Source organism: Streptomyces ambofaciens ATCC 23877 (assembly GCF_001267885.1).
In the GTDB taxonomy this organism is placed as follows: Bacteria; Actinomycetota; Actinomycetes; order Streptomycetales; family Streptomycetaceae; genus Streptomyces; species Streptomyces ambofaciens.
Window position 1 is genome coordinate 8131482 of record NZ_CP012382.1, and the last position, 23312, is coordinate 8154793.

Consider the following 23312-nt stretch of genomic DNA (forward strand, 5'->3'; position numbering starts at 1 on the left):
GGGGGGACCGGCGGGCGGACCACACGCAGGGAGACGACGATGGACCGGGTCACGTGCGCCGTGCCCCTTCACGTGCCACGGCCCTCCGGGCCCTGGCCCGGGGTACGGGAGAACCTCTCCAGACTCGGCAACGCGCTGGTGTGCACGACCTGGAGCGAATGGCTGCCCAGCGTCCTCACCACCCGGCGGCTGCCGCAACTGCTCGGCGCCGACTGGCCGCGCTACCGGCGCACCCCCGACGCGGCGGTGCGCTACCGCTTCGCCGCGTCCCGGCTGCTCATCAAGAACACGGCCGCCGCGGCCCTGGCCGTCCCGCCCGAGGACCTCGACCTCGCCTACCGGCTGGGCGGACGCCCCTACCTGCGCGGCTTCGACCAGATCGAGCTGAGCCTGAGCCACACCGGCGACCTCATCGCCGTCGGCCTCAGCCGCACCGGCCGCATCGGGGTGGACGTGGAACCCGCCGAGCGGCCCGTACGCCTGGAACTGCTCCAGACCCAGGTCTTCACCCCCGCCGAAGCACGGGAACTGGCGTCCCTGCCCGAGAACGAACGCCCGGGCCGCGCCCTGCGCCTGTGGACCCTGAAGGAGGCCTACAGCAAGGCCCTCGGACAGGGACTGCGCCTGGGCTTCAAGGAGTTCGGCTTCATCGACGGCCGGCTCAGCACCCCCGACGGCAGCGCCGTCGCGGACGGGGAGTGGGGATTCGCCACCTACCCGGTCATGGACCGCTACCTGCTCAGCGTCGCCTGCCACGACGCCGGGCTGAGCACCGCCGGGGACACCTCCGCGGGAACCATGCTGGACCAGGGCTTCCTGGCCGCGATGACCGACACGGCACCCCGGTAGGACCACCCCGCACCGCACCGCACCGCCCCGCCCCGTTCCGACGGCCCCCGCCCCACCACTGCAGAAGCGTTTCTCCGGCAGGCCGCGAGCCGCGTCAGCGCCCCGTCAGCCCCCCGGCAGCCGCCCCTGCCACGATGCCCGGGGAGCACCGCGCCCGAAGACGCTCCCCGTGACCTGCGCGCACGCGCAGCCCGTGCGGGAGGAGGAAGCGACCCGAGGAGGGCGACCCATGGCCAGGCAGCACCGCCCGCATGCCCTGCGGGGCCGCCCCGCCGCGCCCCGCCGGCCGGCCCTGCCGGTCATCTGGCCGCAGCACGACCTGCTGCGCGGCCCGGGCGAGCACCGGCGGGCCGCAGGACACGTCGAGCAGCTGACCTGGCGCTGGAGCGGGCCGCTGGACACCGAACGGTTCACCGCCGCCTGGCAGTCCGTCGTCGACCGCGAGAGCGTGCTGCGGGCCGCCCTCGTCCTCGGACCCAAGCCGCGCCTGATCGTCCACGACCGCGCCCGCGCCGAGGTCGCCCACCACCGTGCGGACACCGCCGGCTTCGAGCGGCTGCTCGAACGCGACCGCCGGCGCGGCTTCGACCTGCGCCGCCCCAGCCCGCTGCGCGTCACCCTCGTCGACCTGGCCGGCGAGCGCGCCGGGTGCGGCCCGCAACCCGTGACACGGGTGGTGCTCACCTTCCCCCACGCCCTGCTGGACGCGTGGAGCGTGCACCTGCTGCTGGAGGAGTTCTGCCGCGCCTACCTCGCCGGCGGCACACTGCCCGGCGGGGAGCGCCGGCCCGACCTGCGCGACTGGGTGGGCTGGCTCCAGCGCCAGGATCTCGCGCCGGCACGGGACTTCTGGATACGGGCCGTGCCCGGCGACCCGGTCACCGTAGTGCCGGCCCGGCCCGGCCCGCGCACCCGGCAGCGGGGCCACGGCCGGGTGGAGGTCCGGCTCAGCCCCGCCGAGGCCGCACGGCTCCACCGCTGGGCCGCGCTGCGCTCCGTGCCCGAATCCAGCGCCCTGCAGACGGCCTGGGCCCTGCTGCTGTACCGCGCGGCCGGACACCAGGAGACCGCGGCCGTCGGCTTCGGCGTCACCGTCTCCGGACGCGGCATCGCCCTGGACTGCGCCGAGCGGCTGCCCGGACCGATGCGCAACTGCCTGCCGATGGTGGTGCGCCTGGACCCCCGGCAGCCGCTGGGCCTGCTGCTGGAGGCGCTGCGGGACCGCGCCCTGGACATGGCCGCCTACGAATGGGTCTCCACCGCCCTCGTCCACCACTGGACCGGCCGGACGGCCGGCGGCGCGGCCGGCGGGGAACTGATGCAGAGCGCGGTGTCGGTGGAGAGCACCCCGCGCCCGCGCACCGACACACGGACCGAACTCGCCGGCGCCGGCGTCGGTCTGGAACCGGAACGGGCCGCCGGCGCCGGACCCGGCGGCCTGCCCCTCGCCCTGCTCGTCCACCGCGGCGCCGACGGCTCACTGACCTGCACCGTCGTCCACGACCGCAGCCTGGTCTCCGACGGCGACGCGCACCTGCTGGCCGACCACTGCGCCCGGCTGCTGCGCCACCTGCCCCACACCGGCGAACTCGCCACCACCGCCGACGTGCTGGACGTACTCGCCGGGCAGGAACTCCCGCGCATCGCACCCCGCAGACGCCGCCCGGCCCGGACGCCGGCCGGCCCACCCGCCGGCGACCCCCCTGCCGACGGCCCGGTCACCGGCGGACCGGCCACCGGCCCCCCACCCTGACGACCCCCGCCCGGCTCCACTTCGTCCGGCCCCGCCCGGCACCGCTCCACCCACCGCGTCCGGCCCGGCCCCGTCCGGCCGCTCCGCCGCATCCGGCCCCGTCCGGCCGCTCCGCCGCATCCGGCCCAGTCCCGCCCGGCCCCGCTCCCACCCCGCCCGGCTCCGACCCCGCCCCGCACCGGTCCGGCCCCGCCCGGCACCGCTCCACCCCCTCCGCCTCGTCCGGCCCCCTCCGGCGTGGCCCCCGCTCCGCTCCCTCCGGGGCCCGTCCCCTTTCGCCGGCCGGCGGGAGCCGCTCGTGCGGTGCGCACGTCCGCCAATCCAGCGGGGATCGAGCGGACGCCGTCATGCTGGCCCGGGCACGGCGGCCGCCCCCGCCCGACGCCCCCGCCAAGTGCCCCTGGAAGTGAGGACACCCGTATGTCGCCGTCGATACAGCGCCCGGACGCCGTGACGGTGCCCGAATCGGTCGAGGCGTTCCTGACCGGTACGGCGCTCGTCGCCGCGTTCACGACGCCGCGGCCCAACGGCACGCCGCACGTGGCCCCCGTGCGTTTCACCTGGGACGCGGCCGCCGGCCTCGCGCGGGTGATGACGGTCTCCTCCTCGCGCAAGGCCCGTAACCTGCTCGCGGCGCCCGGCAGCCGGGTGGCGCTGTGCCAGGTGGACGGTTTCCGGTGGGTGACGCTGGAGGGCACCGGCACGGTGGTGACCGACCCCGCGCGGGTGGAACTCGGCGCCCGGCTCTACGCCCGCCGGTACTGGTCCGCCCCGCCCACCCCGCCCGGCCGGGTGGTCATCGAGATCACGGTCGACCACCTGCTCAGCCTCAACGCCTGACCCCCGAACTCCCGGCCCCCGGCCGCCCCGAACTCCCGGCCGCCCCGAACTCCCGGCCGCCCCGAACTCCCGGCCGCCCCGAACTCCCGGGCCCCCGAATTCCCCGGCCCTCGAATCCCGGCGCCTCGGGCCCCGGCCTCCCGGCCCTCCGCCCGGGTCCCCTGAACTCCCGGGCCCCGCACTCTCAGGCCCGCCCCCGGCGGTTCCCGTCCCCCCCGGCGGTTCCCGCACCTACCCGCCCCCGGCCGGTGCCCCCGGCCGGTGCGCCCGGCCCGGCCCCTGCGGCGGGGCACCCTGCCCCGCACGTCCGCGCGGCGGTACCGGACGCTTCCGGTACCGCCGCGCGGACGTGTCAGGTCACCGTGCGGGCGGCGGCGGTGAGCCGTCGGCCCACAGCAGCCGGAACGCCAGCAGGTTCAGCCGCCAGCCCTCGGGGGTGCGGCGGGCCTCGCCGTTGACGAACGTGCCCGTCGCGAAGAGCGGGGGCAGGCTGCCCTGGGGGAGTGCGTGGTGCGCGTGGTGCACGTGGGTGGAGATCAGGTTCGCCCGCAGCGTGGCGCGTGGCCCGTCCAGTTCGACCACGGCCGGGGAGCCCAGGTGCTGGGTCGCCGCGAACGCCGACAGCGCCGAGCGGTGGTAGGCGGCCATGCCGTCGGCGCCCTGGTGCCGGCTGACCGGGAACGCCACGACCGCGTCGTCGGTGAACAGGCCCGCGGTCCAGGCGTCGTCGAGTTCCTCGTCGTCCAGCGAGAGCAGGTACCGGTGCAGCAGGCCGGCGATCTCGGCGCGCGCGCCGGAACCGGAACCGGAGCCGGAGCCGGAGCCGGCTCCGGTGGCGGGCTGATCGTTCGTCACAGTGGAGGTCATTGTTCGAGAATGCCGTCATCCGGCTTCTGCGGGGCAAGACCGTCTGTCGAAGCTCTGACGTACCGGACGTTTTTCTGCCGTTCGCTGCACAAGACCTGTAATAACGCCTATTTACGCCCGCCGTTTTCTCTCTCCATACTGGCGGAACACCAGTGAGAAGAGGGCAGATGGAATTCTACGATTCGGACGTCGTTGTCGTGGGAGCCGGTCCCACCGGTCTTATGCTCGCAGGTGAATTGAGGCTTGCTGGAGTTTCGGTGGTGGTCCTGGACAAACTCGCCGAGCCGATTAAGGAATCCCGGGCGCTGGGATTTTCGGCACGGACCATCGAGGAGTTCGCGCAGCGCGGCCTCATGGACCGGTTCGGTGAGGTCGGAGTCATCCCGGTCGGCCACTTCGGCGGCGTACCGCTCGACTACCAGGTGATCGAGGGCGGTTCGTACGGGGCGCGCGGCATTCCGCAGGCCCGCACCGAAGGCATCCTGGGCGGCTGGGCGCGCGAGCTGGGCGCCGAGGTCCGCCGCGGGTACGAGGTCACCGCGATCGAGGACACCGGCACTTCGGTGACCGTCGAGGCCGCCGGCGCCGACGGCTCTCCCCTTTCCCTGCGCGCCCGCTACGTCGTGGGCTGCGACGGTGCCCGCAGCAGCGTGCGCAAGCTCGCCGGCATCGACTTCCCCGGCACCGAGCCGGCGATCGAGCTGCGTTTCGCGGACGTGGCCGGAGTGCAGCTGCGGCCCCGTTTCAGCGGCGAGCGGGTCCCCGGCGGCATGGTCATGGTCCTGCCGATGGGCCCCGACCGCTGCCGCGTCATCTACTTCGACAGCTCCCAGCCGCTGCGCACCGCCCCGGAGGCGATCACCTTCGAGGAGGTCGCGGACAGCTGGCAGCGGCTGACCGGCGAGGACATCAGCGGCGCCACCCCGCTGTGGGTGAGCTCCGCCACCGACGTCAGCCGCCAGGCCGCCCAGTACCGCAAGGGCCGCGTCTTCCTGGCCGGTGACGCCGCGCACATCCACCTGCCGATCGGCGCGCAGGGCATGAGCGCGGGCGTGCAGGACGCCGTGAACCTCGGCTGGAAGCTCGCCCTGGACATCAGCGGCCGCGCCCCCCAGGGGCTGCTGGACACCTACCACAGCGAGCGCCACCCGGTGGGGCAGCGGATCCTGACCAACACCCTCGCCCAGCGCATCCTCTACCTCGGCGGCGACGAGATCACCCCGATGCGCGAGGTGCTGGCCGAGCTCATGGGCTCCCACGTCTCCGTGCAGCGCCACCTGGCCGGCATGGTCACCGGGCTGGACATCCGCCACGACGTCGGCGAGGGCGACCACCCGCTGCTGGGCCGGCGCCTGCCGGACCGGGAACTGGTCGTCGACGGGGAGAAGATCCCCTTCTACTCGCTGCTGCGCCCGGGGCGGGCCGTGCTCCTGGAGCTCGGCGGCGACCGGGGCCTGCGCACCGCGGCGGCCGGCTGGGCCGACCGCGTCGACCTGGTCGCCGCCGAGTTCGACGGCTGCGAGGCGCCGGTGGACGGCATCCTCGTGCGCCCCGACGGCTACGTCGCCTGGGTCGCCGCCCTGGGGGCCGGCGCCGACGGCCTCACCACCGCCCTGGACCGCTGGTTCGGCCCCACCGCCTGACCCCCCGCCCGGCCCCCGGCCCGGCCCTCCGCCGGGCCGGGCACCCGGCCGGGCACCCCGCCGGGCATCCCGCCGGGCATCCCGTCCGGCATCCGCCCGGTATCCGGCCGGGCATCCCGTCCGATGCCCGGCCGGCACCCCGGCGCGGCCCCGCGCCGCGCCGACCGTGCCGCGACACCCCGTCCGCACCTTGAAGGGAAGCGAAGAAACCCATGCCCATCATCTCCGCCGAGGACAAGCACCTCACCGTCCTGAACCTGTTCACCACGGACACTCCCGAGAAGCAGGGCAAGCTGATCGAGGAGATGACGAAGATCGTCGACGCGGCCACGTACGAGGGCTGGATGTCCTCCACCGTCCACTCCGGCGTCGACTCCCACGGCACCCTCAACTTCATCCAGTGGCGCAGCGGCGAGGACCTGGAAAAGCGGTACGCGGGCGAGGAGTTCAAGCACCGCACGCTGCCGGTCTTCGGTGAGATCACCACCTCGATCCGGCTGATGCAGAACGAGGTCGCCCACACGCTGACCTCCGACGCCCTCGGCGGGAAGATCGAGATCGGCCCCGGCCGCGACGACTACACCGTCTTCACCGTCTTCCCGGTCACCCCCCAGGGCCAGGACGAGGCCCTGGACGCCCTCGGCCCCGGCCAGGCCTTCCTCGCCCAGGTGCCCGGCTTCCGCGCGCACGTCGTCCTCAAGGGGCTGCGCGCCCGCGGCCTGGAGGGCGCCTTCGTCATCTCCTACTCCCAGTGGGACAGCAAGCAGGCCTGGGAGGCCTACCGCGACCAGGCCCCCCAGGACCAGGACGAGGCCCGCAAGGCGGCCGTCGGCCGGGTGCGCGCCGTCGTCGCCGGTGAGCCCTACAGCAACACCTACCAGGTCGTGCACACGCGTTCGGCCGGCGAGTGAGTCCGGCGCGCCGGACGGCGTAGAGGGGCTGCGCATGCCTGGCGGACGTTCGCCCCGCACACCCGGGGCGGGCGTCCGCAGGCATGTGCCCGCCCCAGGGGTGTGCGGCTGCGCCGGACCCCCCGAAGGGCGTGCGGCTCCGCCGGGGCTCAGGCAGGCCCCGTGCGGGGCGCTACCGCCGCACCGCACCGTCGTAGGCGACGGCGTCGTCCCACCCGGCCACCGCGCCGGGCCTGTCCGCGCGCTGCGAGAACCCTTCCGTGCAACCGCCGAGGAGCCAACCCTATGCACAGCACGCTGATCGTCGCCCGGATGGCGGCCGCCTCCAGCAACGACGTGGCGAAGTTGTTCGCCGACTTCGACGCCACCGAGATGCCGCACCGCATGGGCACGCGGCGCCGCCAGCTGTTCTCCTACCGGGGCCTGTACTTCCACCTGCAGGACTTCGACGAGGACAACGGCGGCGAGCTGATCGAGGCGGCCAAGGCCGACCCGCGTTTCGTGGGCATCAGCGAGGACCTCAAGCCGTTCATCGAGGCCTACGACCCCGCCACCTGGCGCTCGCCGGCCGACGCCATGGCCACCCGCTTCTACGACTGGGAGGCCTCCCGTTGAGCAGGCGACGTGTCGTGATCACCGGGATCGAGGTGATCGCGCCGGGCGGGGTGGGCCGGGAGAACTTCTGGAACCTGCTCAGCTCGGGGCGCACCGCGACCCGCGGCATCACCTTCTTCGACCCCGCCCCCTTCCGCTCCCGGGTGGCCGCCGAGGCCGACTTCGACCCCTTCGCGCACGGTCTGAGCCCCCAGGAGGTCCGCCGCCTGGACCGGGCCGCGCAGTTCGCCGTCGTCGCCTCGCGCGGCGCGGTCGCCGACAGCGGCCTGGACGTCGCCGCCCTGGACCCGCACCGCGTCGGTGTCACCGTCGGCAGCGCCGTCGGCGCCACGATGGGCCTGGACGAGGAGTACCGCGTCGTCAGCGACGGCGGCCGCCTGGAGGCGGTCGACCACACCTACGCCGTCCCGCACCTGTACGACTACATGGTGCCCAGCTCGTTCGCGGCCGAAGTCGCCTGGGCGGTGGGCGCCGAGGGCCCCAGCACGGTGGTCTCCACCGGCTGCACCTCCGGCATCGACTCCGTGGGCTACGCCGTGGAACTGGTCCGCGAGGGCTCCGCCGACGTCGTGATCGCCGGCTCCTCCGACGCGCCGATCTCCCCGATCACCATGGCCTGCTTCGACGCGATCAAGGCGACCACCCCCCGCCACGACGAACCCGAGTGCGCCTCGCGCCCCTTCGACAAGACCCGCAACGGTTTCGTCCTGGGCGAGGGCTGCGCCTTCTTCGTGCTGGAGGAGCTGGACAGCGCCCGCAAGCGCGGCGCCCACATCTACGCCGAGATCGCCGGGTACTCCACCCGCTCCAACGCCTACCACATGACGGGGCTGCGCCCCGACGGCGCGGAGATGGCCGAGGCGATCGACCTGGCGCTGGCCGAGGCCCGCCTGAACCCGCAGGCCATCGACTACGTCAACGCCCACGGCTCGGGCACCAAGCAGAACGACCGGCACGAGACGGCCGCGTTCAAGCGCAGCCTGGGCGAACACGCCTTCCGCACCCCGGTCAGCTCCATCAAGTCCATGGTCGGGCACTCGCTGGGCGCGATCGGCTCCATCGAGATCGCCGCCTCGGCCCTGGCCATGGAGTACGACGTCGTCCCGCCCACCGCCAACCTGCACACCGCCGACCCCGAGTGCGACCTCGACTACGTGCCCCTGGTCGCCCGCGACCAGCTGATCGACGCGGTCCTGACCGTCGGCAGCGGATTCGGCGGCTTCCAGAGCGCCATGGTGCTCGCCAGCCCGGAAAGGAGCCTGGTATGACCGCCTCCGTGGTGGTGACCGGCCTGGGCGTCACCGCGCCCAACGGCCTGGGCCTGAAGGACTACTGGGCCGCGACGCTGGGCGGCAAGCACGGCATCGGCCGCATCACCCGCTTCGACCCCACCGGCTACCCGGCCCGCCTGGCCGGGCAGATCGACGGCTTCGAGGCCGACCGGCTGCTGCCCAGCCGGCTGCTGCCGCAGACCGACCGGGTCACCCGCCTGGCGCTGGTGGCCGCCGACTGGGCCCTGGCCGACGCCGGCGCCGACCCCGCACAACTGCCCGAGTTCGACATGGGCGTCATCACCGCCTCCGCCGCCGGCGGCTTCGAGTTCGGCCAGGGCGAACTGCAGGCCCTGTGGAGCCAGGGCAGCCAGTACGTCTCCGCCTACCAGTCCTTCGCCTGGTTCTACGCCGTCAACAGCGGCCAGATCTCCATCCGCAACGGCATGAAGGGCCCCGCCGGCGTCGTCGTCAGCGAAGGCGCCGGAGGACTCGACGCCGTCGCCCAGGCCCGCCGGCAGATCCGCAAGGGCACCTCGCTGATCGTCACCGGCGCCGTCGACGCCTCCCTGTGCCCGTGGGGCTGGGTCGCCCAGCTGGCCGGCGGCCGGCTCTCCACCAGCGACGAACCCGACCACGCCTACCTGCCCTTCGACCGCGACGCCCGCGGCTTCGTCCCCGGCGAGGGCGGCGCGATCCTCATCGCCGAGGACGCGGCCGCCGCCCGCACCCGCGGCGCCCGCCCCTACGGCGAGATCGCCGGCTACGGCGCCACCATCGACCCCCGGCCCGGCAGCGGACGCGAACCCGGCCTGCGCAAGGCGATCGAGACCGCCCTGGCCGACGCCCGGCTGAGCGCCGCCGACATCGACGTCGTCTTCGCCGACGGCGCCGGCGACCCGGCCGGCGACCGCATCGAAGCCGACGCCATCAGCACCGTCTTCGGCGACCGCGGCGTGCCGGTGACCGTGCCCAAGACGATGACCGGACGCCTGTACTCCGGCGGCGCGCCCCTGGACCTGGCCGCCGCGTTCCTCGCCCTGCGCGACGGCGTCATCCCGCCCACCGTGCACATCGACCCGTGCGCCGACTACCCCCTGGACCTGGTCCTGGGCGAGCCGCGCCCGGCCCCGCTGCGCACCGCCCTGATCCTGGCCCGCGGCCACGGAGGCTTCAACTCCGCCATGGCCGTACGCGCCGTATGAGCGGCACACCCGCGCCGCACCACCACCCACGCACCCCGACCGCACGCCGCACGACGAAAGGAACCACCATGGCCACCAAGCTCTTCACCCTCGACGACCTCAAGCGCACCCTGCGCGACGCCGCGGGCGTCGCCGAGGGCGTGGACCTGGACGGCGACATCCTCGACACCGAGTTCGAGGTCATCGGCTACGAGTCCCTCGCCCTGCTGGAGGCCGGCAGCCTCATCGAGCGCGAGTACGGCATCTCCCTCGACGAGGAGGCCGTCGGCGAGGCCAACACCCCCCGCACCTTCATCGAGGTCGTCAACGCCCAGCTCGCGCCCGCCCAGGCCGCCTGAAGGAGCACTCCCATGACCGACACCACCACCCAGCGCGTCGCCGTCATCACCGGCGCCACCAGCGGCATCGGCCTGGCCAGCGCCCGCCTCCTGGGCGCACAGGGCCACCGGGTGTTCATCGGCGCGCGCAGCGCCGACAACGTCGCCGCCACCGTCAAGGAACTCCAGGGCGAGGGCCTGGACGTCGACGGCGCCGTCGTCGACGTCCGCGACACCGCCTCCGTCGACGCCTGGATCCAGGCCGCCGTCGACCGCTTCGGCACCCTGGACGTCGTCGTCAACAACGCCGGCCGCTCCGGCGGCGGCCCCACCGCCGACATCGCCGACGAGCTGTGGGACGACGTCATCGACACCAACCTCAACAGCGTCTTCCGCGTCACCCGCGCCGCCCTGACCCTAGGCGGCCTGCGCGCCAAGGACCGCGGCCGCATCATCAACGTCGCCTCCACCGCCGGCAAGCAGGGCGTCGTCCTGGGCGCCCCCTACTCCGCCTCCAAGCACGGCGTCGTCGGCTTCACCAAGGCCCTGGGCAACGAACTCGCCCCCACCGGCATCACCGTCAACGCGGTCTGCCCCGGATACGTCGAGACGCCCATGGCCCAGCGCGTGCGCCAGGGCTACGCCGCCGCCTACGACACCTCCGAGGAGGCCATCCTCGACAAGTTCCAGGCGAAGATCCCCCTCGGCCGCTACTCCACCCCCCAGGAGGTCGCCGGCCTCATCGGCTACCTGGCCTCCGACACCGCCGCGTCCATCACCTCGCAGGCCCTGAACGTCTGCGGCGGCCTCGGCAACTTCTGACCCCGCCCCTGATTTTTCCGGGCACCCGACCCCGACGAGGAGAAGAGGTCTCATGACGACGCGTGAGGTCGAGCACGAGATCACGATCGGCGCCCCGGCCGCCGCGGTCTACGAACTGCTCGCAGACGTGACCCACTGGCCGCGCATCTTCCCGCCCACCATCCACGTGGACCGCCTCGAGACGAGCGGCGACGAGGAACGCATCCGCATCTGGGCCACCGCCAACGGACAGCCCAAGGACTGGACCTCCCGCCGCACCCTGGACGCCCGCGCCCTGACCATCACCTTCCGCCAGGAGATACCGGCCGCCCCCGTCAAGCACATGGGCGGCACCTGGATCATCGAGGAACTCACCGCGGACACCTCCCGCGTGCGCCTCCTGCACGACTACAGCGCCCTGGGCGACGACCCCCACGACCTGCTGTGGATCGAACAGGCCGTGGACAAGAACAGCACCCAGGAACTGGCCGCCCTCAAGGTCAACGTCGAGGCCGCGCACGCCGCCGCCACCGAGGAACTCACCTTCTCCTTCACCGACACCGTGCACATCGCCGGCGCCGCCAAGGACGTCTTCGACTTCATCAACGAGGCCCACCTGTGGTCCGAGCGGCTCCCGCACGTCGCCGTGGTCCGCCTCACCGAGGACACCCCGGGCCTGCAGGAACTGGAGATGGACACCCGCGCCAAGGACGGCTCGGTGCACACCACCAAGTCCTACCGGGTCGTCTTCCCCCACCACAAGATCGCCTACAAGCAGGTCACCCTGCCCGCGCTGATGACCCTGCACACCGGCGAGTGGACCTTCACCGAGGACGAGCAGGGCACCACCGCCTCCTCCCAGCACACCGTCACCCTCAACACCGCCAACATCGCACGCATCCTCGGCCAGGACGCCACCGTCGCCGACGCCCGCGCCTACGTGCACAGCGCACTGTCCACCAACAGCAGCGCCACCCTCGCCCACGCCAAGGCCCACGCCGAGCAGAAAAAGGCCTGAGCCGTGACAGCGGACCACCTGAGCACCGACGTCGTCGTCGTCGGAGCCGGACCCGTCGGGCTGATGCTCGCCGGGGAACTGGCCCACGGCGGCGTCGACGTCGTCCTCGTGGAGAAGCGGCACGCCCCCAACACCGAGTCCCGGGCCTCCACCCTGCACGCCCGCACCATGGAGATCCTCGACAGCAGGGCACTGCTGCCCGAGTTCGGCGACCCGCCCAACGAGCCCCGCGGCCACTTCGGGGGCCTGCCGCTGGATCTGACCCTGCCCACCTCCCACCCCGGCCAGTGGAAGGTGCCCCAGACCCGCACCGAGGTGATCCTCCAGGAATGGGCGCTGTCCCTGGGCGCCACCCTCAAGTGCAAGCACGAGGTGACCGCCCTCAAGGACACCGGCCACGGCGTGGAGGCCGAAGCCACCGGCCCCGACGGCACCCTCCTGCGGCTGCACTGCCGCTACCTGATCGCCTGCGACGGCGAGGACAGCACCGTCCGCCGCCTCACCGGCGCCCCCTTCCCCGGACAGGACGCCGCACGCGAACTGCTGCGCGCCGACGTCGCCGGCATCGACATCCCCGCCCGCCGCTTCGAGCGCCTGGAGACCGGCCTGGCCATCGCCGCCCGCCGCCCCGACGGGGTGACCCGCGTGATGGTCCACGAGTTCGGCTCCACCGCCCAGCACCGCCCCGGCGGCGACGTCTCCTTCGAGGAGATCACCGCCGTGTGGAAACGCGTCACCGGCGAGGACATCAGCTCCGGCACCCCCCTGTGGGCCAACGCCTTCGGCGACGCCTCCCGCCAGCTCACCCACTACCGCCACGGCCGCATCCTGTTCGCCGGCGACGCCGCCCACCAGCAGATGCCCATCGGCGGCCAGGCCCTCAACCTCGGCGTCCAGGACGCCTTCAACCTCGGCTGGAAACTCGCCCTGGTCGTCCGCGGCAAAGCCCCCCACACCCTCCTGGACACCTACCACAGCGAACGCCACGAGACCGGCCGGCGGGTCCTGGCCAACATCCGCGCCCAGGCCCTGATGCTGCTCGGCCCGCCCCAGGTCGGCCCGCTGCGCGCCCTGCTGGGCGAACTGACCGCCCTGGACGACGTACGCCGGCACCTGGCCGGCATGATCAGCGGCCTGGACGTGCGCTACGACGTCGGCGGCCCCGCCCACCCGCTGCTCGGAGCCCGGCTGCCGTGCACCGAACTGCGGCTGCGCGAGCGCACCGTCACCACCGCACGGCTGGTGCGCTCGGGCGGGGGAGTCCTGCTGGACCTCACCGCCAGAGGATCCGGCCCGCCCGCACCCGCCGAAGGCTGGGCGGACCGCGTCACCGAAGTGGCCGCACAGCCCACCCCCGGCAGCGCCCTGTACGGCACCGAGAGGGTCCTCGTACGCCCCGACGGCCACGTCGCCTGGGCCGGCTCGGGCACCGACGGCCTCACCGAGGCCCTCACCCGCTGGTTCGGCCCTCCCCGCTGACCCGCCGAGCCCCCTCCCGGCAGGGGCACCGGCGCCACCACGACCAGCCGCCCCCCACCACCACCGCCGGGCCCCCGACCCACCCCACCGTTTCAGGAAGGACCACCATGGAAGGGACAACGGCGGACACCGATGTCATCGTCGTCGGCGCCGGCCCCACCGGACTGATGCTCGCCGGCGAACTGCGCCTGGGCGGGGCCCGAGTCGTCGTCATCGAGAAACTGGCCGCGCCCACCGGCCAGTCCCGCGGCCTGGGCTTCACCGCCCGCGCCATGGAGACGTTCGACGAGCGCGGACTGCTGCCGCGCTTCGGCCAGGGCGACACCCTCGCCACCAGCCCCATGGGCCACTTCGGCGGCGCCCAGTTCGACTTCACCGTCCTGGAGGACGCCCACTTCGGCGCCCGCGGCATCCCCCAGGGCGACACCGAAGCCGTCCTGGAGGACTGGGCGGGCGAACTGGGCGCGGACATCCGGCGCGGCTGGGAATTCGTCTCCCTCACCGACGGCTTCCAGGACGGCGACAGCGTCGAGATCACCGTACGCACCCCCCAGGGCGAACAGCGGACACTGCGCGCCGCCCACCTGGTGGGCTGCGACGGCGGCTCCAGCCGCGTCCGCCGGGCCGCCGGCATCGACTTCCCCGGCACCGACGCCACCCAGGGCATGTACCTGGCCGACATCACCGGCGTCCAGCTCACCCCCCGCTTCCTGGGCGAACGCCTCAACGGCGGCATGGTCATGGCCGCCCCGCTGTCCGAGGGCGTGTGGCGCATCATCGTCTGCCCCGACGGCCGCCCCGCCCACGACCGCGAACGCACCGTCACCTTCCAGGAAGTCGCCGGCGCCTGGCACGACATCACCGGCGAGGACATCAGCCACGGCGGCGCGAGCTGGGTCAGCTCCTTCACCAACGCCACCCGCCAGGCCGCCCACTACCGGCGCGGCCGCGTCTTCCTGGCCGGCGACGCCGCCCACATCCACCTCCCCGCCGGCGGCCAGGGCCTGAGCACCGGCGTGCAGGACGCGGCCAACCTCGGCTGGAAACTCGCCGCCGTCATCCGCGGCGACGCCGACGACACCCTGCTCGACACCTACCACGCCGAACGCCACCCCGTCGGCGCCCGCCTGCTGATGAACACCCGCGCCCAGGGCATCGTCTTCCTCGGCGGCCCCGAGTCCGACCCGCTGCGCGAACTGATGGCCGAACTCGTCCAGTACGACGACGTCAAACGCCACCTGGCCGGCATCGTCAGCCACCTCGACATCCGCTACGACCTCACCGGCGACGACACCGGCGACGACACCGGCACGGCGCACCCGCTGGTGGGCCGCCGGATGCCGCCGCGGACCCTGGTCGGCGCCCACGGCGAGACCACCACCGCCCGCCTGCTGCACACCGGACACGGCGTCCTGCTCGACCTGGCCGACGACGCCGGGATACGCCGCGCCGCGGCCGGCCGCCCCGACCGGGTCGACGTCGCCACCGTCCACGCCAAGCCCACCGACGGCCCCGACGCCCTCGCCGGCGCCACCGCCGTCCTGGTCCGCCCCGACGGCTACGTCGCCTGGGCCGGCACCTCACCCCAGGGCCTGGAAGAAGCCCTCCAGCGCTGGTTCGGCCCCGCCCGCTGACCGCCCCACCCCATGCCCCCGGCGCGTGTGCGGCACGCCGGGGGCACCGCACGTTCCCCGGCCGGCCACCGCACCCCGGGGACGGCACCCGCCCCCGCCGGGTGGCACCCCACCCCGGGGACGGCATCCACCCCCGCCGGGCGGCACCGCACCCCGGGGACGGCATCCACCCCCGCCGGGTGGCACCTCGCCCCGGGGACGGCACCCGCCCCCGCCGTGCGGCACCGCACCCCGGGGACGGCACCCGCCCCCGCCGGGCGGCACCCCACCCCCCGGCGGTCACCCACTCCCCGGGGGCGCGCCCCTGGCAGTCACCCACACCCCGGGGGGACGGGCTCGGCAGTCACCCACACCCCCGGGGGAGGGGGGCTCGGCCGGCGGGCCCCGACCCCACGCCCCGGGGCGGCGCACGGGCGGCCGGCCCCTGTGCCCCGGGACGGTGCCTCCAGCGGCCTGGCGACAGCAGACCCTGCTGACCGGCCCCGCCGGACGGGCGGCCGGCAACTCCCGGGCACCACCGCGCCCTTCGGGCAGCCCCGGGAGCCCCTTTCGGAGCCCCGCCGGGCGGGCCCGCCCCACGAACACCGCCGCGCGGCCCCCACTCTTTCTCCCCGAGCGGCAGCACCACCCGCCGCCGGGCACCACCCGCCCATGACGCCCCCCGGCGGCACCGCACCCCCCCGACACCCCCGCGGGACGGCTCCACACCTGCGCACAGCCCCGGCCGGACAGCCGCGGCGCGACAGCCACCGGACAGCCGTGTCCCGGCAGAGGACTCCGCCGGACCGCCGCGTCCCGGCACAGGACTCCGCCGGACAACCGCGCCCCCGGCACAGGCCCCCGCCGGACCGCCGTGCCCCCGGACGGGCCCCGCCCGACAGCACCCCGCCCCCGCGGCCGGCCCCGGCGTGTCCCGGCGCGCGCGGGAAGGCCCCGCCGCGTTCCCTCATCCCGCGGCGGGGCCTTCCGTCCAAGGGGGGCGGATCACACGGGCACGGCCTCCACCAGGGAGATCGCCGCCGCCGTCTCCACGACGCGCTCCAGACGGAACCCGGCACGGGCCAGGAGGTCCGCGTACTGGCCCGGAGTGCGCTCACGGCCGCCGACCAGCAGCATCAGCCACAGGTCGACCAGCTTGCCGGAGTGCGGCTCGTCGCCCTGCTCCGGAATCACCATCTCCGCGATCAGCAGCCGCCCGCCCGGCTTGATCGCCGCGCGCACGTTGCGCAGGATCTGCAGCGCCTGCTCCTCGGGCCAGTCGTGCACGATGTGCTTGAGGACGTAGGCGTCCGCCCCGCCCGGCGGCACCTCGAACAGGTCGCCGGCCACCCGCTCGGTCCGGTCGGCGACCCCCTGCGCGGCGAGGAACTCCGCCGCCCCGTTCTCCTCGACCCGCGGGTCGTACAGGACGCCCCTGGTCGCGGGGGAGGAGGCCAGGATGCCCGCGAGCAGACCGCCCTGGCCGCCGCAGAAGTCCACCACCGTGCCGAACCGCGTGAAGTCGTAGGCCGCGACGATCGGCCCGGTCTCCGAGGCGGACATGCTGCCCATGCCCTCGAAGAACACCTGCCCGTACTCGGCGTTCTTCGTCAGGAACTCGAAGGCGTGCATGCCGCGCAGCTTCGGCAGCGCCGGCTCACCGGTGACCACGGTCTCGGGGAAGCCGCTCCAGTCCTCCCAGTGGATGGGATGACCCATCAGCAGCGCGATGGGGCGCATCGACATCGGGTGATCGGCGCGCAGCGCGTCCGCCATCGGCGTCAGCTCGAACGTGCCGTCCGCACGGGTGGCGAACACCCCGTTGCTCGCCAGCAGGCGCAGCACCCGCCCGAGCGCGTCCGCGTCCGCGCCGACCCGCCCGGCGAGCTCCTCGGCGGACAGCGGCCCCTCGGCGAGTGCCTCGGCCACCTTCAGCTCGGCGACGACGTGCACCGCCCGCGACACCATGACACCCATGATCATTTCCAGCAGGGCGAACGGCGGCGGCGCGAGTTCCCGGCTCTGCCGCTGCAGCTCCGCTCGCGCTTTCTCCGCTTCCCGGACGACGTGCGGGGGCGGCAATTCGGGCATGAGTTTCCTCCGTTGCAGGAGTGCATGATCTGTCCCAACCGCGTCCCACACCGAACCGCCGGAAGGGACCCGGACTACCACGATAGGTAAAAAGGTCGAAGCCGCCTGGAGGGGTACTCGAACGCCGGTGGTTTATGGGTTCGCCCCTCTTTTCCTGCGGAACATTTGACGCGATAAACAAGGTGACTGCCCTATGGTGGCGCTGATTTCGCATCCGCTCTCCGAACAATTGGGGGGAGCAATGAACCGAGGAGAGAAATGCCGAACTCGCGCAGTTCCTGGACGAAGATAATCCTGGCGGCAGGCGTGGCCGGTGCCGTCGCCGTCCCGCTGACCGCCGGTCCCGTCCAGGCGCAGCCCCAGACCCACCGTCACCACCGCACCCACACGCCCGCCGAGGCGACCCTGACCGTCGTGGCCTCCCAGCTGAACAACCCGCGCGGCGTCACCGCGCTGCCCGACGGCGGGGTGCTGGTCGCCGAGTCCGGCACCGGACTGGCCGGCTGCCCGCTCGACCAGACGTGCCTGGGCGCCACCGGCTCCGTCTACAAGGTCAAGGGCAGCTTCAAGGGCCGCGTCGCCACCGGCCTGGCCTCCACCGCCAAGGGCGTCGCCCCCGGCGCCCCCATCTCCGCCAACGGCCCCAGCGACGTCCTGCCCGACCGCTTCGGCGGCTACGTCGTCGCCAGCGCCCTGGGCGGCACCAACGACTCCCGCGCGGCCCTCGGCGAGGGCGCCAAGACCCTGGGCACCGTCTTCCGCACCCGCGACGGCAAGGTCCTGGCCGACCTCACCGACCACGAGACCCGCCTCAACCCCGACGGCGGCGACGTCCACGCCAACCCCTGGCGCCTGGTGCGCAGCGGCAGCGGCTACCTGGTCACCGACGCCGGCGCCAACACCGTCGTGCGCGGCAACAGCGACGGCACCACCACCACCCAGTACCTGCTGCCCAAGAACGAACTGCCCACCGGCGCCGCCGAGACCGTGCCCACCGGCATCACCAAGGCCGCCGACGGCACCGTCTACATCGCCGACATGAGCGGCGGACGCCTGGGCGCCTCCCGCGTGTGGAAGATCGCCCCCGGCCAGCAGCCCCAGGTCCTGGCCACCGGACTGACCAACCTGGTCGACCTCGAGCTGGACCGCGACGGCGACCTGCTCGCCCTGTCCTACAGCTCGGCACAGCTGGCCGGCCCGCCGCAGCCGGGCACCCTGTCCAAGGTCGACACCGCCACCGGCGCCGTCTCCGTGATCCCCACCGGCGACCGGCTGCGCCAGCCCACCGGCCTCGCCGTCGACCACTGCGGCAAGGTGTACGTCACCAACAACACCGTGGGCACCAACGGCGAACTGCTGCGCGTGACCTACTGACCCCGGCGTGCCCCGCGCACGCCACCCTCCAGGCCCCGCCGGCCCCTCCACGGCCGGCGGGGCCCACGCATGCCCGCCCCGCCAACGCCCTGCCCGGTCCGCCCTGCCGGGGCGGGCGGTGGGATCCGGCTCGGCGGCCGCTCGACATCCGGCGGAGGACCGCACCGCCGCCCCGCCCGGCTCGGCATCCTGGCCCCACACCCCCACGCCACCACCACGTCCCACGCCCAGGGAGGCCGCCCGTGACCCCACATGCCACCACCTCAGCCGCCGGTGACACCACCGGCGTGTGGCTGATCGGAGCCCGCGGCTCGGTGGCCACCACAGCGGTGGCGGGCTGCGCCGCGCTGGCGGCCCAACTGCTCGCGCCCACCGGCATGGTCACCGAGACGGACGCCTTCACCGGCAGCGGCCTGCCCGCCCTGGACTCGCTGGTCTTCGGCGGCCACGACACGGCGAGCACCCCGCTGCCCAAACGCGCCGAGGAACTGGCCGCCCAGGGCGTCCTGCCGCCCTGGCTGCCCGCCGCCGTGCACAGCGAACTGGCCGCGGCCGACGCACGCATCCGCCCCGGCGGCCCGGTGGACGGCGACAGCCGCGCCCCCGAGGAACTCATCGCCGACTTCGCCACTGACCTCAGGGACTTCGCCCGCCGCACCGGCGTCGCGCGCACCGTCGTCGTCAACGTCGCCTCCACCGAGCCCGAACCGGCCCCCGGCACCTGGCCGGCCAGCTCCCTGTACGCGGCCGCGGCCCTGCGGGCCGGCTGCGCCTTCGCCGACTTCACCCCCTCCACCGGACTGCGCCACCCCCAGCTGGCAGGGGCGGCCCGCGTGTCGGGCCTGCCCTACGCGGGCCGCGACGGCAAGACCGGGCAGACCCTGCTACGGGCCGTACTGGGCCCGATGTTCGCCCAGCGGGCGCTGGCGGTGCGGGCCTGGTCGGGCACGAACCTGCTGGGCGGCGGCGACGGCGCCGCCCTGGCCGACCCGGCCGCCGCGCGCGCCAAGAACGCCGGCAAGGAACGCGTCCTGGCCGACACCCTCGGCACCACGCCCCAGGGCGAGGTCCACATCGACGACGTGCCCGCCCTGGGGGAGTGGAAGACCGCCTGGGACCACGTGGCCTTCGACGGGTTCCTCGGCACCCGCATGGTTTTGCAGACCATCTGGCAGGGCTGCGACTCCGCGCTCGCCGCGCCCCTCGTCCTCGACCTGGCCCGGCTGCTCGCCCGCGCCCACGAGAAGGGCCTGTCCGGCCCGCGGCCCGAACTCGGCTTCTACTTCAAGGACCCCGACGGCGACGAGTCCGCCCTGACGGAACAGTACGCACACCTCCTCGCCTTCGCCGCACGGCTGGGCCACTCCCGGTGAACACACCCCGCCCCGCCACCCGGACCCACCACCCCCGGCCGGCCCACCTGCCACCCCCCGCCCCCCGCCCCGCCACCGCCGCCCGGATCCGCGCCTGGGCCGAACTGCTGCACGCCCCGGCCCTGTTCACCGTGCCCGGCGACGTCCTGGCCGGCGCCGCCGCCACCGGCCGCCCGCCCACCCGGCGCACCGCCCTGGCCGCCGGCGCCTCCCTGTGCCTGTACGAGGCGGGCATGGCCCTCAACGACTGGGCCGACCGGACTGAGGACGCCGCCGTGCGCCCGCACCGGCCCCTGCCCTCCGGCCGCATCCGCCCCGGCGCCGCCCTCGCCGCCGCGGGCGCCCTGTCCGCGGCCGGCCTCGCCCTCGCGGCCTGCGCCGGGCGCCGCACCCTCGCCCTGGCCGTCCCGCTGACCGCCACCGTCTGGGCCTACGACCTGGGCCTCAAACACACCCCCGCAGGCCCGCCGGCGATGGCCACCGCCCGCGCACTGGACCTGCTCCTGGGCGCGGCCGCCACCACCGGCACCCCCCGCCCCGCCCTCGCCCCGGCCACGGTCCTGGCCGCCCACACCCTGACCGTCACCCTCGTCTCCCGCCGCGAGGCCGAAGGAGGCTCCAGCGCCGCCCCCCTCGCCGCCCTCGCCGCGGCCGGCGCCCTCACCGCCGTCCTCGCCGGCCGCCGCCCCACCGGCACCCTCCTGGGCCGCCACCGGCCCACCCCGGCCCCCGCCGACGCCCTGCCCACCGCCCTGGCCGCCTCCTACGCCACCGCCTACGCCCGCCCCCTGGCCCACGCCGTCCTCAACCCCTCCCCCCAGCTCACCCAGCGGGCCGTCGGCGGCGGCATCCGCGCCACCATCGCCGTCCAGGGCGCCCTCGCCGCCCGGGCCGGCGCGCCCGCGACCGCCGTGCTCACCGCCGCGCTCGCCCCCCTGGCCGCCCGCCTGGCCCGCAAGGTGAGCACCACATGAGCCGGCCGCGCCTGGGCTACGGCACCAACGGGCTGACCGACCTGCGCCTGGACGACGCCCTGACCCTGCTGGCCGACCTCGGCTACGACGGCGTCGGCCTGACCCTCGACCACATGCACCTCGACCCGCTCGCGCCCGGCCTGGCCGCCCGCACCCGCCGGCTCGCCCACCGCCTCGACACGCTCGGCCTGTCCGTCACCGTCGAGACCGGCGCCCGCTACGTCCTCGACCCCCGCCGCAAACACGGCCCCACCCTGCTCGACGCCGACCCCGACGACCGCTTCGCCCGCATCCGCCTGCTGATCCGCGCCGTGCGCGTCGCCGCCGACCTGGGCGCCCACGCCGTGCACTGCTTCAGCGGCATCACCCCGCCGGGCACGGACGAGGACACCGCCTGGCAACGCCTGGCCGATGCCCTCGGCCCGGTCCTGGAGGCCGCCGAGGACACGGGCGTGCCCCTCGCGGTGGAGCCCGAACCCGGCCACCTGCTGGCCACCCTCGCCGGCTTCCACCACCTGCGCCGTCTCCTGGGCGACCCCGCACCCCTCGGTCTGACCCTGGACATCGGGCACTGCCAGTGCCTGGAGCCCCTTTCGCCCGCCGACTGCGTGCGCGAGGCCGCCCCCTGGCTGCGGCACGTGCAGATCGAGGACATGCGCCGCGGCGTCCACGAACACCTGCCCTTCGGCGACGGCGAGATCGACTTCCCGCCCGTCCTCCACGCCCTCGCCGACACCGGCTACCAGGGCCTGACCGTCGTCGAACTGCCCCGCCACTCCCACGCGGGACCCGAACTGGCCGCGCAGTCACTGCGGTTCCTGCGCGACGGAGGAACACGATGACCCTCCAGCCCACCACCCCTAAGGCGGGCCCGCCCCCGCACCTCACCGGCCTCGGCGCCGAAGCACACCACTGGCTGAGCGCCGCCCACGCCGCCGCCACCGCACAAGATGCCCGCTGGGAACTGCACTTCGCCGAAGCCGGCCGCCGCTGCGGCCCCGCCCACGCCGACTCCGCCCGCGTCCTGCTGCTGACCGCGGCCCGCCCCCACCCGGCGACCCTGACCCGGCTCTACCGGCAGGGAACAGCCCCCGAGCGGCGCGCCGTCCTGCTCGCCCTGCACCCCCTGCACTGCGACCCCGCCGTCGGCCTGCCCCTGGTGGAAGACGCCCTGCGCACCAACGACACCACCCTGTTCACGGCAGCCCTCGGCCCCTACACCGCCCGCCACCTCGACGCCCACCAGTGGCGGCACGCCGTACTGAAGTGCCTGTTCACCGACGTGCCCGTGACCCGGATCGACGGCCTCGCCGCCCGCGCCCGCGGGGATGCGGAACTGGCCCGCATGCTGCGCGCCCACGCCGCCGAACGCACCGCCGCCCACCGCGAGATCCCCGCCGGCCTCCCGCACGTGCTCGCCCTGACCCAGGAGCAGTGACCTTGCGCATCTTCGACCCGCACATCCACATGACCTCCCGCACCACCGACGACTACGAGGCCATGTACGCCGCCGGTGTCCGGGCCGTCGTCGAGCCGTCCTTCTGGCTCGGCCAGCCCCGCACCTCGCCCGCCTCCTTCCGTGACTACTTCGACGCCCTGCTGGGCTGGGAGCCCTTCCGCGCCGCCCAGTACGGCATCGCCCACCACTGCACGATCGCGCTCAATCCCAAGGAGGCCAACGACCCGCGCTGCCTGCCGGTCCTGGACGACCTGCCCCGCTACCTCGTCAAGGACCGGGTGGTGGCGGTCGGTGAGATCGGCTACGACTCGATGACGCCGGCCGAGGACACCGCCCTGGAGCAGCAGCTCCAGCTGGCCGCCGACCACGGCCTGCCCGCCCTCGTGCACACCCCCCACCGCGACAAGCTCGCCGGCCTCCACCGCACCCTCGACGTGGTCCGGGGGTCCGCGCTGCCCACCGACCGGGTGCTCGTCGACCACCTGAACGAGACCACCGTCAAGGCCGCCAAGGACAGCGGGGCCTGGCTCGGCTTCTCCGTCTACCCCGACACCAAGATGGACGAGGACCGCATGGTCGCCGTGCTGGGGGAGTACGGACCCGACAAGGTCCTGGTCAACTCCGCCGCCGACTGGGGCAGGAGCGACCCGCTCAAGACCCGCAGGGTCGGCGACGCCATGCTGCGCGCCGGCTTCACCGAGGACGACGTGGACCGGGTGCTGTGGCGCAACCCCGTCGCCTTCTACGGCCTCAGCGGACGCCTCGAACTCGGCGTCGCGGACACCGGCACCACCCACGAGGGCAACTCCGTCCTGCGCGGCGCCCCCGCCACCGAACCGCTCCCCGCAGGCGCGTGACC

The 23312-nt window shown here is 74.5% G+C and carries 21 protein-coding genes; 19 read left to right on the top strand and 2 right to left on the bottom strand.

Going from position 1 to position 23312, the window contains the following annotated elements; genetic code table 11:
* Nucleotides 1–39 precede the first annotated feature (39 nt).
* The 3 genes from SAM23877_RS35330 to SAM23877_RS35340 all read left to right on the top strand — a co-directional run bounded on the left by SAM23877_RS35330 (nt 40) and on the right by SAM23877_RS35340 (nt 3442).
* A complete protein-coding gene (locus tag SAM23877_RS35330) occupies nt 40–849 on the top strand; it encodes a 4'-phosphopantetheinyl transferase family protein (protein ID WP_053125884.1) in 810 nt (269 codons plus the stop codon).
* A gap of 229 nt (nt 850–1078) precedes the next feature.
* Nucleotides 1079–2602 carry a condensation domain-containing protein gene (locus SAM23877_RS35335; protein ID WP_053125881.1) on the top strand — a complete coding sequence of 508 codons (1524 nt, stop codon included), beginning with the start codon at nt 1079–1081 and terminating at the stop codon, nt 2600–2602.
* A 420-nt stretch (nt 2603–3022) separates the two neighbouring features.
* Complete coding sequence (locus SAM23877_RS35340) at nt 3023–3442, top strand: pyridoxamine 5'-phosphate oxidase family protein (RefSeq protein WP_053125879.1); 420 nt, start codon at nt 3023–3025, stop codon at nt 3440–3442.
* A gap of 357 nt (nt 3443–3799) precedes the next feature.
* On the opposite strand, the gene SAM23877_RS35345 is transcribed toward SAM23877_RS35340, so the two are convergent.
* Complete coding sequence (locus tag SAM23877_RS35345) at nt 3800–4309, bottom strand: nuclear transport factor 2 family protein (RefSeq protein ID WP_079029945.1); 510 nt, start codon at nt 4307–4309, stop codon at nt 3800–3802.
* Nucleotides 4310–4476: 167 nt separating this feature from the next.
* Between SAM23877_RS35345 and SAM23877_RS35350 the strand changes: the two genes are divergently transcribed.
* The 10 genes from SAM23877_RS35350 (at nt 4477) to SAM23877_RS35395 (ending at nt 15203) form a co-directional block, all read left to right on the top strand.
* Nucleotides 4477–5952 (top strand): FAD-dependent monooxygenase, encoded by a 1476-nt coding sequence (locus SAM23877_RS35350; protein WP_053125877.1) that lies wholly within the window; start codon nt 4477–4479, stop codon nt 5950–5952.
* A 212-nt stretch (nt 5953–6164) separates the two neighbouring features.
* Entirely contained in the window at nt 6165–6863 is a 699-nt protein-coding gene (locus SAM23877_RS35355; protein ID WP_053125875.1) for an antibiotic biosynthesis monooxygenase family protein, read from the top strand.
* Nucleotides 6864–7148: 285 nt separating this feature from the next.
* The gene (locus SAM23877_RS35360) at nt 7149–7478 is read left to right on the top strand and encodes a TcmI family type II polyketide cyclase (protein WP_053125873.1); all 330 of its coding nucleotides are present in this window, start codon (nt 7149–7151) and stop codon (nt 7476–7478) included.
* Nucleotides 7475–8746, top strand: coding sequence for a beta-ketoacyl-[acyl-carrier-protein] synthase family protein (locus tag SAM23877_RS35365; RefSeq protein ID WP_053125871.1), 1272 nt, complete (start codon nt 7475–7477; stop codon nt 8744–8746). Before SAM23877_RS35360 ends, SAM23877_RS35365 begins: the two co-directional genes overlap by 4 nt.
* The gene (locus SAM23877_RS35370) at nt 8743–9954 is read left to right on the top strand and encodes a ketosynthase chain-length factor (protein ID WP_053125868.1); all 1212 of its coding nucleotides are present in this window, start codon (nt 8743–8745) and stop codon (nt 9952–9954) included. Before SAM23877_RS35365 ends, SAM23877_RS35370 begins: the two co-directional genes overlap by 4 nt.
* Before the next feature lie 68 nt (nt 9955–10022).
* Nucleotides 10023–10292, top strand: coding sequence for an acyl carrier protein (locus SAM23877_RS35375; RefSeq protein ID WP_053125866.1), 270 nt, complete (start codon nt 10023–10025; stop codon nt 10290–10292).
* Nucleotides 10293–10304: 12 nt separating this feature from the next.
* Complete coding sequence (gene fabG, locus SAM23877_RS35380; RefSeq protein ID WP_053125862.1) at nt 10305–11093, top strand: 3-oxoacyl-ACP reductase FabG; 789 nt, start codon at nt 10305–10307, stop codon at nt 11091–11093.
* Nucleotides 11094–11145: 52 nt separating this feature from the next.
* Nucleotides 11146–12090, top strand: a complete 945-nt coding sequence (locus tag SAM23877_RS35385) for an aromatase/cyclase (protein WP_053125858.1) — start codon at nt 11146–11148, stop codon at nt 12088–12090.
* A 3-nt stretch (nt 12091–12093) separates the two neighbouring features.
* Entirely contained in the window at nt 12094–13569 is a 1476-nt protein-coding gene (locus SAM23877_RS35390) for an FAD-dependent oxidoreductase (RefSeq protein ID WP_053125856.1), read from the top strand.
* Between the two features lie 107 nt (nt 13570–13676).
* Nucleotides 13677–15203 carry an FAD-dependent monooxygenase gene (locus SAM23877_RS35395; protein WP_053125853.1) on the top strand — a complete coding sequence of 509 codons (1527 nt, stop codon included), beginning with the start codon at nt 13677–13679 and terminating at the stop codon, nt 15201–15203.
* 984 nt (nt 15204–16187) lie between these two features.
* On the opposite strand, the gene SAM23877_RS35400 is transcribed toward SAM23877_RS35395, so the two are convergent.
* Nucleotides 16188–17273, bottom strand: coding sequence for a methyltransferase (locus tag SAM23877_RS35400; protein WP_235614476.1), 1086 nt, complete (start codon nt 17271–17273; stop codon nt 16188–16190).
* A gap of 258 nt (nt 17274–17531) precedes the next feature.
* On the opposite strand from SAM23877_RS35400, the gene SAM23877_RS35405 reads away from it, so the two are divergent.
* The 6 genes from SAM23877_RS35405 (at nt 17532) to SAM23877_RS35430 (ending at nt 23310) form a co-directional block, all read left to right on the top strand.
* Nucleotides 17532–18647, top strand: a complete 1116-nt coding sequence (locus SAM23877_RS35405; protein ID WP_053125848.1) for a ScyD/ScyE family protein — start codon at nt 17532–17534, stop codon at nt 18645–18647.
* Nucleotides 18648–18889: 242 nt separating this feature from the next.
* On the top strand, nt 18890–20020 hold the full coding sequence (locus SAM23877_RS35410) for an inositol-3-phosphate synthase (protein WP_053125846.1): 1131 nt from the start codon (nt 18890–18892) through the stop codon (nt 20018–20020).
* Nucleotides 20017–20994 (top strand): SCO3242 family prenyltransferase, encoded by a 978-nt coding sequence (locus SAM23877_RS35415; RefSeq protein WP_053141951.1) that lies wholly within the window; start codon nt 20017–20019, stop codon nt 20992–20994. The genes SAM23877_RS35410 and SAM23877_RS35415 overlap by 4 nt, the downstream gene beginning before the upstream one ends.
* On the top strand, nt 20991–21836 hold the full coding sequence (locus SAM23877_RS35420; RefSeq protein ID WP_053125842.1) for a sugar phosphate isomerase/epimerase family protein: 846 nt from the start codon (nt 20991–20993) through the stop codon (nt 21834–21836). Before SAM23877_RS35415 ends, SAM23877_RS35420 begins: the two co-directional genes overlap by 4 nt.
* A complete protein-coding gene (locus tag SAM23877_RS35425) occupies nt 21833–22432 on the top strand; it encodes an EboA domain-containing protein (protein ID WP_053125840.1) in 600 nt (199 codons plus the stop codon). Before SAM23877_RS35420 ends, SAM23877_RS35425 begins: the two co-directional genes overlap by 4 nt.
* A gap of 2 nt (nt 22433–22434) precedes the next feature.
* Nucleotides 22435–23310, top strand: coding sequence for a TatD family hydrolase (locus tag SAM23877_RS35430; protein ID WP_053125838.1), 876 nt, complete (start codon nt 22435–22437; stop codon nt 23308–23310).
* Nucleotides 23311–23312 lie beyond the last annotated feature (2 nt).

What these genes read in the sequence shown, in the direction of transcription:
- SAM23877_RS35330 (WP_053125884.1), top strand. Translation starts at nt 40, where the DNA reads ATGGACCGGGTCACGTGCGCCGTGCCCCTTCACGTGCCACGGCCCTCC.
- SAM23877_RS35335 (WP_053125881.1), top strand. Translation starts at nt 1,079, where the DNA reads ATGGCCAGGCAGCACCGCCCGCATGCCCTGCGGGGCCGCCCCGCCGCG.
- SAM23877_RS35340 (WP_053125879.1), top strand. Translation starts at nt 3,023, where the DNA reads ATGTCGCCGTCGATACAGCGCCCGGACGCCGTGACGGTGCCCGAATCG.
- SAM23877_RS35345 (WP_079029945.1), bottom strand. Translation starts at nt 4,309, where the DNA reads ATGACCTCCACTGTGACGAACGATCAGCCCGCCACCGGAGCCGGCTCC.
- SAM23877_RS35350 (WP_053125877.1), top strand. Translation starts at nt 4,477, where the DNA reads ATGGAATTCTACGATTCGGACGTCGTTGTCGTGGGAGCCGGTCCCACC.
- SAM23877_RS35355 (WP_053125875.1), top strand. Translation starts at nt 6,165, where the DNA reads ATGCCCATCATCTCCGCCGAGGACAAGCACCTCACCGTCCTGAACCTG.
- SAM23877_RS35360 (WP_053125873.1), top strand. Translation starts at nt 7,149, where the DNA reads ATGCACAGCACGCTGATCGTCGCCCGGATGGCGGCCGCCTCCAGCAAC.
- SAM23877_RS35370 (WP_053125868.1), top strand. Translation starts at nt 8,743, where the DNA reads ATGACCGCCTCCGTGGTGGTGACCGGCCTGGGCGTCACCGCGCCCAAC.
- SAM23877_RS35375 (WP_053125866.1), top strand. Translation starts at nt 10,023, where the DNA reads ATGGCCACCAAGCTCTTCACCCTCGACGACCTCAAGCGCACCCTGCGC.
- fabG (WP_053125862.1), top strand. Translation starts at nt 10,305, where the DNA reads ATGACCGACACCACCACCCAGCGCGTCGCCGTCATCACCGGCGCCACC.
- SAM23877_RS35385 (WP_053125858.1), top strand. Translation starts at nt 11,146, where the DNA reads ATGACGACGCGTGAGGTCGAGCACGAGATCACGATCGGCGCCCCGGCC.
- SAM23877_RS35395 (WP_053125853.1), top strand. Translation starts at nt 13,677, where the DNA reads ATGGAAGGGACAACGGCGGACACCGATGTCATCGTCGTCGGCGCCGGC.
- SAM23877_RS35400 (WP_235614476.1), bottom strand. Translation starts at nt 17,273, where the DNA reads ATGCCCGAATTGCCGCCCCCGCACGTCGTCCGGGAAGCGGAGAAAGCG.
- SAM23877_RS35405 (WP_053125848.1), top strand. Translation starts at nt 17,532, where the DNA reads ATGCCGAACTCGCGCAGTTCCTGGACGAAGATAATCCTGGCGGCAGGC.
- SAM23877_RS35420 (WP_053125842.1), top strand. Translation starts at nt 20,991, where the DNA reads ATGAGCCGGCCGCGCCTGGGCTACGGCACCAACGGGCTGACCGACCTG.
- SAM23877_RS35425 (WP_053125840.1), top strand. Translation starts at nt 21,833, where the DNA reads ATGACCCTCCAGCCCACCACCCCTAAGGCGGGCCCGCCCCCGCACCTC.